Here is a 13,345-nt window from a genome sequence, read left to right as displayed (position 1 = left end):
GTACTAGGGAGAGTGAACCACGCATTGCAGGAGGCTCAGCATGCCAGCGATTCATGTCTATCGGACCGACACGCAACACTGGGTCATCGACTGCGCCTGCGGGGCCCGGGAAACGGCGCCCAGCCTGTCACGCATCGGCGGCGACTTCAGCGCCCGGCGCCTGCGCCTCGATACCTATGTGCAGTGCCGCTGCTGCGGACGCGGCGTGCAGGTCGCCGTGGCCCGCCAGGGTCAGATCAGCCTTTCGCAGCGTTTTCCCCTGCTGACGCCCCAGGAGGGGCCCGTGGCCCACTTTACCGCCTGAGCCGGATCCCCCTCCGGCCCAACGCCGCCGCCCTCGGCGGCGTTCGTCGTTCTCGCCACGAGGAGGCATGATAGATCAATCACTTAGCGGGAAAGGCCGCGGAAAGCCCCCTCGCGACTTGCAAGCCTAAGCATTTGCTTTTACTATCGATTCCGCCTTGCGGGTGTAGCTCAATGGTAGAGCAGAAGCTTCCCAAGCTTAAGACGAGGGTTCGATTCCCTTCACCCGCTCCAATCTCTCCTCGTGTCAGTTTTCCTTACCTGCTTCCGGCCCCTGCGCTCCCAGCGACACGAGCTCCAGGAGCGGCTCCATGGCACTATTTCTGCTGGTCTTCGCCGTCTGCCTGCTGATTATCGGCGGCATGGTGGCCATCCTGCTGTTGTCGCGCACCCCACGCTATCGTACCGAGGCCGAGGACCTGTTGGCGCTCTTCGATCGCGCCCTGGAGGGCACGGTGCAGGAGACCGAGTGGCAGACCATCGTCAATTACCCGATCCGCCATGATGAGATTCTCGAGGGCATCCGCCGTCGCGCCCAGCGCCTGATGGACGAGCATGGCCGTCCCTGGCAGGCCGCCCAGGGCGGCAAGCTGTTCAACCGGGCGGGCTGCGCGGAGCTCGCGGAAATCCGCGAGCAACTGGCCCGCCATCTGGCGCGGCGGCAGTCCCGGTAAGACCCCGAGCGTCCAAAGACTGATACAATGGGCCGCATGCGCCGTTCGCCGAGGCTCGAGGTCGCGCCATGTCCAGTGCCATCCGCTTGATTCCCCTCGACAATACTACCCGCCACCATGACCACGATTACCACCAGATCGTGATCGGGCTGACCGGGCACGCGGAATTCGAGATCGAGGGGCTGGGCGGCTCCATCGCGCCCCTTTCCGGCTGCATCGTCCCGGCGAGCCATGTGCACTACTACGAGGGCATTGGCGACAACCGCCAGCTGATCCTCGACCTGCCCGGAGATGCCGCGCCCCTCACCGGCCACTACCATGAGCTGGCCCGGCTCTTCGATGCACCGCGCTTCTTCGCCCTGGACGAACCCCTGCGCCGCTACCTGGCCTTCGTGACCCTGGAGCTGGAGCAGGCCCGCGCCCCGGTACCCCGCCTTCAGGATGACCTGCTCACCGCCACCCTGCTGGGCTGCCTGCACTCTCGACTGCTGCCCGAGGAACGGCCCCACCCCGGCCGCCCCCTGGACCTGGCCACCCTGGATCGCTTTATCGATCGCCACCTGGCCAGTCACCTGACGGTGGCGGACCTCGCCCAGGAGGCCTGCCTCAGCGAGGCGCATTTCAGCGAACGCTTCCGCCACCAGACCGGTCTGCCTCCCTATCAATATCTGCTGCGCAAGCGCCTGGAAGCGGCCCACCGGCTGCTGGTCTCGAGCCGCCTGCCGCTCTCCGAGGTCGCCGCCCTGACCGGTTTCGCCAACCAGAGCGCCCTCTCCCACGCCTTCCGACGCCGCTATGGGCATCCGCCGAGCCAGTTGCGGCGAATCGCCCCACAACGCCTCGACACCACTCGACTAAAGTCGTAAATTTCGCGACGTTTCGTCACAGACCCCGGCTTTTTGACAAATCCGTCCGAGAAATTGGCAAGACGCTCACCACTCTCCCACCCTACATTCAGGTCATCCAAAAAAGGCTTCCGGGAGAGTGACATGCTCACAGCCAAGACCCTGCTCGACGCATCCACCTGGCAACAGGACCTCGACACCCTCTTCCAGCGCATCAGCGAACACTACATCGTCGACGAAGACAGCTTCGTCGGCGAACTGGTGAGCTTCCTCTCCGCCGACGAGGCCGATTTCCAACGCATCGCCGCCAAGACCGCCGAACTGGTGCGGGAAGTCCGCGAGATGGACACCGCCGTCGACACCATCGACGAGCTGCTGCAGCAGTACAGCCTGGACACCCATGAGGGACTGATGCTGATGTGCCTGGCCGAGGCCATGCTGCGCATTCCCGACAAGGAGACCGCCGACGCCCTGATCGAGGACAAGCTGGGCCCGGCGGACTGGCAGTCCTACGTGGGTCAGAGCGACTCCTGGCTGGTCAATGCCTCCACCTGGGGCCTGCTGATGACCGGTCGGGTCGTGACCATGGACAAGCCCAAGGACGGCAAGCCCAGCGGTTTCATCAACAAGCTGGTCAACCGCATGGGCGAGCCGGTGATCCGCCGCGCCATGCGCGAGGCGATGAAGGTGATGGGCAAGCAGTTCGTCCTCGGTCGCGATATCGACGAGGCGCTGAAGCGCTCCAAGCCGCTGTTCGACAAGGGCTACACCTACTCCTACGACATGCTCGGCGAGGCCGCCCGCACCCGCAAGGACGCCAAGCGCTACTTCGATGACTACGCCCACGCCATCGAGCGCGTCGGCAAGACCAGCCAGACACTCAGCGACAAGACCCCGGCCCCCTCGGTCTCCATCAAGCTCTCGGCACTGCATCCCCGCTACGAGTTCGGCCGCCGCAGCCAGATCCTCGAGGAATTGACCGCCACGGTCCGCGAGCTGGTGACCCTGGCCCGGGCACGCGATGTGGCCATCACCATCGACGCCGAGGAGGTGGATCGCCTGGAGCTCTCCCTGGAGGTATTCCGCGCCGTCTACGAGAGCGATGCCGCCAAGGGCTGGGGCCACTTCGGCCTGGTGGTGCAGGCCTACTCCAAGCGCGCCCTGCCGACCCTGCAATACCTGACCCGGCTGGCCGACCGGCAGGGCGACGAGATCCCGGTACGCCTGGTCAAGGGCGCCTACTGGGACAGCGAGATCAAGGAGTCCCAGCAGCTCGGCGTGGATGGCTACCCGGTCTTCACCCGCAAGGCCAGCACCGACGTGGCCTACCTGGTATGCGCCAACTATCTGCTGTCGGACAACACCCGGGGGCGCATCTTCCCGCAATTCGCCACCCATAACGCCCACACCATCAGCGCCATCCTCGAGCTGGCCAATGCCGCCGATCGCCAGCTGGAGTTCCAGCGCCTGCACGGCATGGGCGAGGCGCTCTATGACGCCGCCCTGAAGCGCGCGCCCCAGGGCACCTACTGCCGGATCTATGCCCCGGTGGGCGCCCACAAGGACCTGCTGCCCTACCTGGTGCGCCGCCTGCTGGAGAACGGCGCCAACTCCTCCTTCGTCCACCAGCTGGTGGACCCCAAGGTGCCGGTGGAGTCGCTCTGCGTGCACCCGGTGGAGAGCCTGAGCCAGCACGAGCGCTACGCCAATCATCGCATCCCGCTGCCGCGGGACATCTATGGACCGAAACGCAAGAACTCGCGGGGAGTCAACTTGAATATTCGCAGCCACTACCAGCCGCTCATGGACAAGATGGCGGGCTTCATGGACAAGACCTATCGCGCCAAGCCGCTGCTGGCCGTGACGGTGGCCGACGATGCCGCCCAGACCCATGAGGTGACCAGCCCCTATGACCGCAACCAGCGGGTCGGTAGCGTGCAGTGGACCACCCGGGAGCAGGCCGCTCAGGCCGTGGATGCCGCCTGGGCCGCCTTCCCCCGTTGGGAGGCCACCCCGGTGGCCGAGCGCGCCGCCATCATTCGCCGCCTGGGTGACCTGATGGAAGCGCATATGGCGGAGCTGATGACGCTCTGTTCCCGGGAGGGCGGCAAGCTGCTCACCGACGGCGTCGACGAGATCAAGGAGGCGGTGGACTTCTGCCGCTACTACGCCATGCGCGCCGAGGAGCTGTTCGCCGCACCCACCGCCCTGCCCGGGCCCACCGGCGAGTCCAACGAGCTGATGCTGGGCGGCAAGGGCGTGTTCGCCGCCATCAGTCCCTGGAACTTCCCGGTGGCGATCTTCTGCGGCCAGGTGGTGGCCGCCGCCGTGGCCGGCAACACCGTACTGGCCAAGCCCGCCGAGCAGACCTCCATCGTCGCCCACCGGGTCATCGAGCTGCTGCACGAGGCCGGCATGCCCCGCGACGTGGTCCAGCTGCTGCCCGGCGACGGCCCCACCGTGGGCAGCGTGCTCAGCGGCGACCCGCGCATCACCGGGGTGGTCTTCACCGGCGGCACCGACACCGCCCAGATCATCAACCGTGCCCTGGCGGCCCGGGAAGGCGCGCCCCTGCCGACCCTGATCGCCGAGACCGGCGGCATGAACGCCATGATCGTCGACTCCACCGCCCTGCCCGAGCAGGTCGTGGCCGACGTCATCCAGTCCGCCTTCCAGAGCGCGGGGCAACGCTGCTCGGCGCTACGGGTGCTCTACCTGCAGGACGACGTGGCCGATCGGGTGATCGAGATCCTCGAGGGCGCCATGGCCGAGCTGCATGTGGGCGACCCCCGCGACCTGGGCACCGACGTGGGCCCGGTGATCGACGAGGAGGCCCGCCGGGGGCTGATGGCGCATATCGACAAGCTCAAGGGCGAGGGCCGGCTGTTGGCCGAGACCCAGCTGGAGGCGGCGCATACCGCCCACGGCACCTTCGTCGCCCCGGCGGCCTTCCAGATCGACGGCATCGAGGCCCTGGAGCGCGAGCAGTTCGGCCCCATCCTGCATATCGTGCGCTACAAGGCCAGCGAGCTGGACCGGGTGATCGAATCGATCAACGGCCGCGGCTATGGCCTGACCTTCGGCGTGCACAGCCGTAACGAATCTTTCGCCGAGGCGATTGCGCAGAAAATCCGTGTAGGCAACGTCTACGTGAACCGTAATATCATCGGCGCCGTGGTCGGGGTCCAGCCCTTTGGCGGCCAGGGACTCTCCGGCACCGGCCCCAAGGCCGGCGGCCCGCACTACCTGCTGCGCTTCGCCACCGAGAAGACGGTGACCATCAATACCGCCGCCCTCGGCGGCAATGCCTCCCTGCTGGCCCTGGGGGACGAGTGACCACGACCAACAATAACCCATAGAAGGATCTCGACATGGTTCAGAGCAATCTCACCATCGGCTTTACCTTCGCCGTCTACCTGCTGGCGATGCTGGGGATAGGCATCGTCGCCTACCAGCGCACCAGCAACCTCTCCGACTATATCCTCGGGGGCCGCTCGCTGGGCCCCTGGACCTCGGCGATCTCCGCCGGGGCCTCGGACATGTCGGGCTGGTTGCTGCTGGGCCTGCCGGGGGCGGCCTATGTCAGCGGCATCTCGGCCAGCTGGATCGCCATCGGCCTGCTGATCGGCACCTGGCTCAACTGGCTGATCGTCGCCAAGCCGCTGCGCATCTACTCCTTCCGGGCCAGCGACTCTCTGACCCTGCCGGACTTCTTCGCCAACCGCTTCCGCGACAAGAGTCAGCTGCTGCGGGTGATCTCGGCGATCTTTATCCTGGTGTTCTTCCTCTTCTACACCAGCTCCGGCCTGGTCGCCGGCGGGCGCCTGTTCGAGACCGTGTTCGGTTTCGACTACCGCATCGCCGTCACCGTGGGCACCCTGACCATCATCGTCTACACCTTTATCGGCGGCTTCCTGGCGGTCTCCTGGACCGACCTGATCCAGGGCCTGATGATGGCGGCGGCGCTGGCCATCGTGCCGATCATCGCCTTCGCCGACCTGGGAGGCACCAGCGGTGCCGGCGCCGCCCTGGCCGAGCAGAGCGAGTACATGCTGGCCTGGTTCCGCGACGCCTCCACCGGCGAAACCCTGTCGGTGATCGGCATCGTCAGCTCCCTGGCCTGGGGCCTGGGCTATTTCGGCCAGCCGCACATCCTGGCTCGCTTCGCCGCCATTCGCAGCGAAGACGATATCCCCACCGCCCGTACCATCGCCGTGAGCTGGACCGCGATCGCCCTGATCAGCTCGATCGCCGTGGGCCTGCTGGGCGTGGGCTTCGTCTCCCGCGAACTGGGCGACGGCGAGACCGTCTTCATGGTGATGGTCAACCTGATCTTCCATCCGGTGATCGCCGGCATCCTGCTGGCGGCCATCCTGGCGGCCATCATGTCCACCGCCGACTCCCAGTTGCTGGTCTCCTCCTCGGCGCTGACCGATGACTTCTACAAGGCGCTGTTCCGCAAGGACGCCTCCCAGAACGAACTGGTGTGGGTGGGTCGTTTCGCCGTGGTGGGTATCGCCGTCCTCGCCTATCTGCTGGCGCTGAACCCGGAGGCCACCGTCCTCGACCTGGTCGCCTATGCCTGGGCTGGCTTCGGTGCCGCCTTCGGCCCGGCCCTGATCATGTCGCTGTTCTGGCGGCGCATGAACCAGTGGGGCGCCCTGGCCGGCATCATCGTCGGCGGCGTGACCGTGGTGGTCTGGGCCGAGCTCTCCGGCGGCCTCTTCGACCTCTACGAGATCGTCCCGGGCGTCATCTTCGCCTATATCGCCATCGTGGTGGCGAGCCTGGCGACTGCCGAGCCCTCCAAGGAGATCACCGACGAGTTCGACGCCATCAAGCAGGGCTGATCGACCGTCTCGAAGCCTCCACGGCATCGGGCCGCCCCAGGGCGGCCCGATGCCGTTCCTGCCTCAAGCGAAGAGCGCCAACAGCAACCACAGCGCCGTGAAGCTCCCGAGCAAGGGCCAGCACAGCGGCTCTCCCAACAGGCGCCGTCCCCAGCCCCCGATCGGACGCAGGCCGACCCCGACCATAAAGCCTATCCCAAGGGCCCAGGCCCCCAGTGCTACCATCGCCAGCCGCCACGGCCAAGGCAGGGCGCCGATCACCTGAGGCTGCCAGAGCAGCCCCATGGCCAAGAGAGCGGAGACGCCCAGCGCCGCCATGGAATGCCTCATGTTCACCTCCTTGCCCTCGACCGGGCTCTTCCCCAGTAAAGAAGAATCCCGCCCGGAGGGCGAGCGATATTGCGATACAACACTTATACACAAAAGCAACGCCGACTCACCAGAATGAAGCCAAATTAGAAAATTGGCCTCGATAAACCGCGGCAATACACTCTATGACATCGATAGGGATTTTCTAGCTGCAGAAAAGAACAGTGTTTTCTATACTGCTCTTGTAGAATGAATGAGCCCCTGATGGCTCGAGATCGAAACGTAAGGAGACTCCCATGACCCTGATGCCCCGCCTCGTCACCGCTACCCTCCTCGGCGCCAGCCTGCTGGCCAGCCAGACGGCCCTTGCCTTCGAAGCCGGCGACTTCTACGTCCGCGGCGGCATCGCCCAGAGCGAGCCCCGTTCCAACAATGGTGACGTGGCCGGAGAGCGCCTGGATATCGCCAACGAGCGCGGCTTCACCTACGGCCTGGGCTATATGTTCTATGGCAACCTGGGGGTGGAGCTGAGCGGCAGCGAGAAGTTCGAGCATGACCTGACCCTGGGTGGTGACGCCATCGGCAGCATCGATCGCATGCCCATCAACCTGATGGTCAACTACTACCCCATGGGTAGCCTGGACTCCCGCGTCCAGCCCTATGTGGGGGCCGGCCTCAACTACACGCGCTTCTCCGGCGAGCCCGAAGGCCTCGATGCCCGTCGCTCCTATGGCGCCGTGGGGCAAGTCGGCGTCGACCTGGCCATCACCGACAACCTGCTGCTCAATGGCTCCGTCAACTACGCCGACGTGGAGACTCGCCTCAGCACCACCGACGGCGAACGCCTGGGCACCGCCAAGGTCGACCCGGTGACCATCGGCGGCGGTATCACCCTGCGCTTCTAAGCCTGGCCTGAGCCCTTGCTCGCCGACGCCGCCCTCGGGGCGGCGTCGGCTTTTTCTTACCCGTGACGTCGGCATCGACGTCTCGAGGCGTCGGAGATTCCCCTTTACCCTTGGGCCATCCCAATGCTCGTGGCCACCTCGGCCGAACTTCAAGGAGGAACCCCCGATGAGCAATGCCAAGTGGCTCGCCAGCGCGGTCACCGCCGCTACCCTGACCCTCGCCGCCCAGTCCGCCCTGGCCTACAGCGCCGGCGACGTCTTCGTGCGCGGCGGCTTCGCCAAGACCGACTCCCGCTCCAGCATCGACCTGGTCGATCCGGGCAACTTCCAGACCGGGCTGGATATCCGCGATGGCCGCGGTTTCACCTACGGCCTGGGCTACCTCTTCCACGATAACTTCGGCATCGAGCTCGCCGGCAGCCAACGGGTCAAGCATGACGTGGCGATCGGTGGCCCGGTAGGCTTCGAGGGCAGCTTCCGCCGCCTGCCCGTCAACCTGATGGCCAACTACTACCCCCTGGGCGGCCTCGACTCCCGGGTTCAGCCCTATGTCGGCGGCGGCCTCAACTACACGACCTTCTCCGGCGAGCCGGAAGGCGTCGATATGCGTCGCTCCTACAGCGCCGTGGGCCAGGCCGGCATCGACCTGGCCATCACCGACAACCTGTTGCTCAACGGGTCGGTCAACTACGCCGACGTGCGCACCCGGGTCTCCTACGAGGGCGAGAACCTCGGCAAGGCGCGCCTGGACCCGCTGACCATCGGTGGGGGCTTTACCCTGCGCTTCTAGACCTCACTCCCTGCGCATCCCCACGCCGGGCCCTCGGGCCCGGCGTTGTCGTTTCCCCCTGGCCGTCGCAATTTTTGCTAGCCATTCCCTATTGCGGGATAATATCGACCGCCAAGTCACCCGAACGTCGATCGTTCTCCACGTAGTAGGTACCCTTCCCGTGAAAACACGCCTCTCCGGCCTCGAACTGCTGGCGCTGGGGTTCATGACCTTCGCGCTCTTCCTCGGGGCCGGCAATATCATCTTCCCGCCCCAGGTGGGCGTCGGTGCCGGTACCGCCTTCTGGCCCGCCGCTATGGGCTTCCTGGCCACCGCCGTGGGGCTGCCGCTGCTGGGCATCCTCGCCGTGGCCCGGGTCGGCGGCGGTCTCGAGACCCTGACCGCGCCCCTGCCTCGCCTGGCCGCCCTGCTCTTCGGCCTGGGCATCTACCTGGCCATCGGCCCCCTCTTCGCCCTGCCGCGCACCGGGACCGTGGCCTTCGAGATGGGCATGCGCCCCTTCGTTCCGCTCGCCGGGGACACCGGCCTGGCACTGCACTCGCTACTCTTCTTCGGCCTGGCCACCCTGTTGGCACTGATGCCGGGACGCCTGATGGATATCATCGGCAAGTGGATCACGCCACTGCTGATCCTGCTGCTGGGCGTCATCGCCCTCGGCACCCTGATCGCCCCCCAGGGACCGCTTGGCGAGCCTCAGGGAGCCTGGCAGGCGACTCCCTTCGCCGAGGGCTTCCGCAATGGCTACCTGACCATGGACACCCTGGCCTCCCTGGTCTTCGGCATCCTGATCGTCACCGCCATTCGCGACCGTGGCGTCGAGGATCCCCGCCTGGTCGCCCGCTACACCCTGGGTGCCGGCCTGATCGCCGCCGCCTGCCTGGCCGCCGTCTACTTGCCGCTGACCTATATGGGGGCCACCAGCCACGACGTGGCCGCCGCGGCCGGCAGCGGCGAGCTGATCCCCACCTATGTGGCGGCGCTCTTCGGCCCCTGGGGCCCGGTGCTGCTGGCGGCGGTGATCACCCTGGCCTGCCTGACCACCGCCGTGGGCCTGCTGACCGCCTGTGGCGAGTACTTCCATCGCCTCTGGCCGCGGCTCTCCTATCGCTGGCTGGTGGTCGGCATGGGCGCCTTCGCCATCCTGGTGGCCAACCAGGGCCTGGACACCCTGATCCAGGTCTCGATCCCGGTGCTGGTGGCCCTCTATCCGCCGGCCATCGTGCTGATTCTGCTGTCGCTGATTCGCCCCTGGCTCGCCGATGCCCCGCGGGTCTTCGGCTGGGCCCTGAGCCTGACTCTGGCCGCCAGCCTGCTGGACGGCCTGGTGATCAGCGACCTGCCCGGCCTGGCAGACGGTGCCCAGACGCTACAGGGCCACCTGCCCTTCGGCGCGACCAGCTTCGGCTGGCTGCTACCGGCACTGCTCGGCACCCTGCTGGGCCTCGCCCGGGGCCGCCGCCAACGCCCCCAGGAGGCCTGATCGCTCGGAAACTTGCGCTGGATCAACTGCGTCGGGTGGCGGCCTTGTTCTGGATCAAGATTCGCCGTCGCCCGGCCGGGTAGCCTTGTCGTCATAGGCTTTCACCGATAACGGAGCTCAGCATGCGCAAGTCCCCTTTGGTTTCCCTGCTCGCCGGCGGCCTGGCCGCCGCCACCCTGATGACCAGCACCCAGGCCCTGGCCTATGGCGCCGGCGACTTCTTTACCCGACTGGGGATCGCCAAGGTGGCCCCCAAGAGCGATAACGGTAGCCTGGCAGGCGGCGCCTTCGCCGCCGATGTGCAGGACGAGAACGGCTTCGCCTTCACCCTGGGTTACCGCTTCCATGACAACCTGGGCGTGGAGCTGCTCGCGGCCCTGCCCTTCGAGCACGACATCAACCTCAATGGGCAGAACCTGGCCTCCACCAAGCACCTGCCGCCGACCCTGACCCTGCAGTACTATCCGCTGGGCGGTACCGACTGGCGCGTCCAGCCCTATGTGGGGGCCGGCATCAACTACACCCGCTTCTCCAGCGAGTCCAGCGCCCTGGGCGACCTGAACCTGGAGAGCTCCTGGGGCGCCGCCGGCCAGCTGGGGGTGGACCTGCTGATCGACGAGCACTGGGCGCTCAACGCCGCGGCCTGGTATATCGATATCGACACCGATGCGAGCCTCGATGGCACCCCCATCGGCACCGTCAGCATCGACCCCTGGGTGGTGATGGGTGGCATCAGCTTCCGCTACTAGTCAGCCCCCAACGCATCGGGCCCGCCATGTTGGCGGGCCCGAGTCGTTGGGGAACAATGGGGGTTACCGGGGGCTATGCCGCGATAACCCCAACTGCGCCAGGGTCATCTCGTCCAGGTCGGCCACCGCCTCCACCCGCGCCAGCTCGGCATGGTAGTCACGGCTGAGGAAGGCCTCGCCGGCCAGCAGATGATCGAGGTACTCGCGGGCCGGGCGCAGCCGCTCGGCGGTGGTGCCGGGGGCGGCCAGATAGACCCAGGCGTCGCGGGGACCTTCCAGGGTATGAATGGAGAGGCGCCGGCGCTCATAGTCGTGGGGATAGCCCTCGAAGGGATCCATGGCCTCGATCTGGTCAGGCGCCATCAGCTCGAACAGCGCCCCCTCCACCCGGGCCCCGGGGGCCGCCACCACGTTGGCGTGGGCGATACCCGGCACCCGGGAGGCCTTGTCGAAGGCCAGGCGGTAATCCCGCAACACCCCGGCCAGGGCGCGCCGGGTTTCCCCGATTCGCGCCGCTACCCGAGCCGCATTCATGTTGCTGCCGTAGGCGAAATAGTAAGGCATTCAGTCGGCCTCGTTGATCACCCGGTCGACCTCCTCGATGGCCTTGACCACCAGCAGCAGCGTGCTGGCCCTGACGCCGGTCTGCTTGAGGTAGATCTCGGCGGCGGGCGCCACCTCGCAATTGGCCGGCAGCCGCCCCTCGGCCTCGACCACCGCGGAGAGCCGGGCGATGAACACATAGCGCAGCCACTGGGGTAGCTCCATGGTATCGACGCAGAAGGGCTGCTGGCTGTCGAAGGCCGCCGCGGGCGGGCGTCTCGCCGCCCACAGGTCGGCGGCCTTGAGGGTCGCCTCGAGGCGTTCCAGGGCGTGATCGAGCTCCTGATGAACCGTCATGATGACTCCGCGCTTGGACTATCCGCTTATTATCCCAGCCATGGCGCCCCCTGACCATCCCGCGACCCGCCGTGCCTGGCGATGGCGGCGGGAATGGCCGAGGGAAGCGTCAGGGCACGGCGGCCTGCTGGGCGGCCAGCACCTTGCGCAGAAACTCCCGGGTGCGCGGGTCCCGGGGCTCGCTGAACAGCTGCGCCGGGGGTCCCTGCTCGACGATTCGCCCGCCCTCCATGAAGATCACCCGGTCCGCCACCTCGCGGGCGAAGCCCATCTCGTGGCTGACCACCAGCATGGTCTGGCGTTCGGCGGCCAGCTGCTTCATCAGCCCCAGCACCTCCTCCACCCACTCCGGGTCCAGCGCCGAGGTGGGCTCGTCGAAGAGGATCACCTCGGCCTGGGCGGCCATGGCGCGACCGATCCCCACCCGCTGCTGCTGCCCCCCGGACAGGGAAGCGGGGTAGGCATCGGCCTTGTCCGCCAGGCCGATGCGCTCGAGGATCTCCCGGGCCCGGGCATGGGCCTTGGCCCTGGGCCAGCGGTTGACCACGATCAGCCCCTCGGCGATGTTCTCCAGGGCGGTCTTGTTGGCGAACAGTGCATAGTTCTGGAACACGAAGGCGGTGCAGCGGCGCAGGGCGAGGATCTCGCGGCGGCTGGCCCGCTGGGTATCGAGGCGCAGCTGGCCCACCTCCAGGTAGCCCGCATCGGGGCGCTCCAGGAAGTTGAGGCAGCGCAGCAGGGTCGACTTGCCGGTGCCCGAGGGCCCGATCACCACGATGATCTCGCCCTGCTGGATCTCCAGGTCGATGGCGTCCAGCACCAGGCTGTCGCCGAAACGCTTGGTGAGTCCCTGTACTCGAATCATCGCCGGTAGGCCTCGTTGAGTCGTGCCTCGAGCCGCCGCTGCAGCCAGGCCAGGAGTTCGACGATGCCCCAGTAGAGCAGCGCCACGGTGATAAAGGCCTCGAAATAGAGGAAGCTGCCCGCCGCCTCCTTCTGGGTCGCCCCCATCAGCTCGGTCACCCCCAGGGTGAAGGCCAGGGAGGTGGCCTTGATCATGTCGATGAAGTAGTTCATCAGGGTCGGCACCGCCACCCGGGTCGCCTGGGGCAGCACGATGCGCCGCATCAACTGCCCGCGGGTCATGCCGATGGCCAGGGCCGCCTCGGTCTGGCTGCGATCGACGCCGACGATGGCGGCGCGGATCGACTCCGCCATATAGGCGGCGAAGTGCAGGGTCAGGCCCATGATGGCCGCGGTGACGCCATTGATCTGGGTCAGGGCGCCGAAGATCTGCGGCAGGCCATAGTAGAAGAGGAACAGCTGCACCAGCAGTGGCGTGCCGCGAAAGAAGGAGATGAACAGCAGGGTCGCGCCGTTCAGCCCCGGAATCCTCAGCACCCGAACCACCGCCAGGGCACAGGCCAGGACCAGCGCCAATACCATGCCGAGGGCCGCCATCTGCAGGGTCAGGGGCAGGTAGCGCAGCAGGATCGGCAGCAGATCGGCCATGTAGCCGACGTCGAGAATGCCCATGGGG

General features: G+C 66.9%; 14 protein-coding genes and 1 tRNA gene. 10 read left to right on the top strand and 5 right to left on the bottom strand.

What is annotated here, in order from left to right:
* The first annotated feature begins 40 nt into the window (after nucleotides 1-40).
* The 6 genes from IHD13_RS06135 to putP all read left to right on the top strand — a co-directional run bounded on the left by IHD13_RS06135 (nucleotide 41) and on the right by putP (nucleotide 6,672).
* On the top strand, nucleotides 41-304 hold the full coding sequence (locus tag IHD13_RS06135; RefSeq protein WP_195860155.1) for a hypothetical protein: 264 nt from the start codon (nucleotides 41-43) through the stop codon (nucleotides 302-304).
* Nucleotides 305-463: 159 nt separating this feature from the next.
* Nucleotides 464-537: transfer RNA gene (locus IHD13_RS06130), tRNA-Gly, on the top strand.
* 77 nt (nucleotides 538-614) lie between these two features.
* Entirely contained in the window at nucleotides 615-977 is a 363-nt protein-coding gene (locus IHD13_RS06125; protein WP_195860154.1) for a hypothetical protein, read from the top strand.
* 68 nt (nucleotides 978-1,045) lie between these two features.
* Nucleotides 1,046-1,843 carry an AraC family transcriptional regulator gene (locus IHD13_RS06120; RefSeq protein WP_195860153.1) on the top strand — a complete coding sequence of 266 codons (798 nt, stop codon included), beginning with the start codon at nucleotides 1,046-1,048 and terminating at the stop codon, nucleotides 1,841-1,843.
* A gap of 123 nt (nucleotides 1,844-1,966) precedes the next feature.
* A complete protein-coding gene (gene putA / locus IHD13_RS06115) occupies nucleotides 1,967-5,158 on the top strand; it encodes a bifunctional proline dehydrogenase/L-glutamate gamma-semialdehyde dehydrogenase PutA (protein WP_195860152.1) in 3,192 nt (1,063 codons plus the stop codon).
* Nucleotides 5,159-5,193: 35 nt separating this feature from the next.
* Entirely contained in the window at nucleotides 5,194-6,672 is a 1,479-nt protein-coding gene (gene putP, locus IHD13_RS06110) for a sodium/proline symporter PutP (protein WP_195860151.1), read from the top strand.
* A gap of 63 nt (nucleotides 6,673-6,735) precedes the next feature.
* On the opposite strand, the gene IHD13_RS06105 is transcribed toward putP, so the two are convergent.
* Nucleotides 6,736-7,002, bottom strand: a complete 267-nt coding sequence (locus IHD13_RS06105; RefSeq protein ID WP_195860150.1) for a hypothetical protein — start codon at nucleotides 7,000-7,002, stop codon at nucleotides 6,736-6,738.
* A gap of 275 nt (nucleotides 7,003-7,277) precedes the next feature.
* Here IHD13_RS06105 and IHD13_RS06100 point away from each other — a divergent pair, with 275 nt between their 5' ends.
* From IHD13_RS06100 to IHD13_RS06085, 4 genes are all read left to right on the top strand, one after another.
* The gene (locus IHD13_RS06100; protein ID WP_195860149.1) at nucleotides 7,278-7,886 is read left to right on the top strand and encodes an OmpW/AlkL family protein; all 609 of its coding nucleotides are present in this window, start codon (nucleotides 7,278-7,280) and stop codon (nucleotides 7,884-7,886) included.
* Between the two features lie 166 nt (nucleotides 7,887-8,052).
* Nucleotides 8,053-8,676 carry an OmpW/AlkL family protein gene (locus IHD13_RS06095; protein ID WP_195860148.1) on the top strand — a complete coding sequence of 208 codons (624 nt, stop codon included), beginning with the start codon at nucleotides 8,053-8,055 and terminating at the stop codon, nucleotides 8,674-8,676.
* Nucleotides 8,677-8,836: 160 nt separating this feature from the next.
* A complete protein-coding gene (brnQ, locus tag IHD13_RS06090; protein WP_326838320.1) occupies nucleotides 8,837-10,156 on the top strand; it encodes a branched-chain amino acid transport system II carrier protein in 1,320 nt (439 codons plus the stop codon).
* Between the two features lie 122 nt (nucleotides 10,157-10,278).
* Complete coding sequence (locus IHD13_RS06085) at nucleotides 10,279-10,905, top strand: OmpW/AlkL family protein (protein ID WP_195860147.1); 627 nt, start codon at nucleotides 10,279-10,281, stop codon at nucleotides 10,903-10,905.
* A 63-nt stretch (nucleotides 10,906-10,968) separates the two neighbouring features.
* On the opposite strand, the gene IHD13_RS06080 is transcribed toward IHD13_RS06085, so the two are convergent.
* From IHD13_RS06080 to IHD13_RS06065, 4 genes are all read right to left on the bottom strand, one after another.
* On the bottom strand, nucleotides 10,969-11,469 hold the full coding sequence (locus IHD13_RS06080) for a gamma-glutamylcyclotransferase family protein (RefSeq protein WP_195860146.1): 501 nt from the start codon (nucleotides 11,467-11,469) through the stop codon (nucleotides 10,969-10,971).
* Nucleotides 11,470-11,805, bottom strand: coding sequence for a YqcC family protein (locus tag IHD13_RS06075; RefSeq protein ID WP_195860145.1), 336 nt, complete (start codon nucleotides 11,803-11,805; stop codon nucleotides 11,470-11,472). It lies immediately after the preceding gene.
* Between the two features lie 109 nt (nucleotides 11,806-11,914).
* Nucleotides 11,915-12,670, bottom strand: a complete 756-nt coding sequence (locus tag IHD13_RS06070) for an amino acid ABC transporter ATP-binding protein (protein WP_195860144.1) — start codon at nucleotides 12,668-12,670, stop codon at nucleotides 11,915-11,917.
* Nucleotides 12,667-13,341, bottom strand: a complete 675-nt coding sequence (locus tag IHD13_RS06065) for an amino acid ABC transporter permease (RefSeq protein WP_195860143.1) — start codon at nucleotides 13,339-13,341, stop codon at nucleotides 12,667-12,669. Before IHD13_RS06065 ends, IHD13_RS06070 begins: the two co-directional genes overlap by 4 nt.
* Nucleotides 13,342-13,345 lie beyond the last annotated feature (4 nt).

It is taken from the genome of Halomonas sp. 328 (assembly GCF_015645095.1).
Taxonomy (GTDB): domain Bacteria; phylum Pseudomonadota; class Gammaproteobacteria; order Pseudomonadales; family Halomonadaceae; genus Bisbaumannia.
This window is presented reverse-complemented; position numbering and strand designations above follow the sequence as displayed.

Excerpts from the sequence above, each read along its gene's own strand:
- IHD13_RS06085 (WP_195860147.1), top strand. The coding sequence starts at position 10,279 with ATGCGCAAGTCCCCTTTGGTTTCCCTGCTCGCCGGCGGCCTGGCCGCC.
- IHD13_RS06095 (WP_195860148.1), top strand. The coding sequence starts at position 8,053 with ATGAGCAATGCCAAGTGGCTCGCCAGCGCGGTCACCGCCGCTACCCTG.
- putA (WP_195860152.1), top strand. The coding sequence starts at position 1,967 with ATGCTCACAGCCAAGACCCTGCTCGACGCATCCACCTGGCAACAGGAC.
- IHD13_RS06125 (WP_195860154.1), top strand. The coding sequence starts at position 615 with ATGGCACTATTTCTGCTGGTCTTCGCCGTCTGCCTGCTGATTATCGGC.
- IHD13_RS06105 (WP_195860150.1), bottom strand. The coding sequence starts at position 7,002 with ATGAGGCATTCCATGGCGGCGCTGGGCGTCTCCGCTCTCTTGGCCATG.
- IHD13_RS06080 (WP_195860146.1), bottom strand. The coding sequence starts at position 11,469 with ATGCCTTACTATTTCGCCTACGGCAGCAACATGAATGCGGCTCGGGTA.
- IHD13_RS06100 (WP_195860149.1), top strand. The coding sequence starts at position 7,278 with ATGACCCTGATGCCCCGCCTCGTCACCGCTACCCTCCTCGGCGCCAGC.
- IHD13_RS06120 (WP_195860153.1), top strand. The coding sequence starts at position 1,046 with ATGTCCAGTGCCATCCGCTTGATTCCCCTCGACAATACTACCCGCCAC.
- IHD13_RS06135 (WP_195860155.1), top strand. The coding sequence starts at position 41 with ATGCCAGCGATTCATGTCTATCGGACCGACACGCAACACTGGGTCATC.
- putP (WP_195860151.1), top strand. The coding sequence starts at position 5,194 with ATGGTTCAGAGCAATCTCACCATCGGCTTTACCTTCGCCGTCTACCTG.
- IHD13_RS06070 (WP_195860144.1), bottom strand. The coding sequence starts at position 12,670 with ATGATTCGAGTACAGGGACTCACCAAGCGTTTCGGCGACAGCCTGGTG.
- IHD13_RS06065 (WP_195860143.1), bottom strand. The coding sequence starts at position 13,341 with ATGGGCATTCTCGACGTCGGCTACATGGCCGATCTGCTGCCGATCCTG.
- IHD13_RS06075 (WP_195860145.1), bottom strand. The coding sequence starts at position 11,805 with ATGACGGTTCATCAGGAGCTCGATCACGCCCTGGAACGCCTCGAGGCG.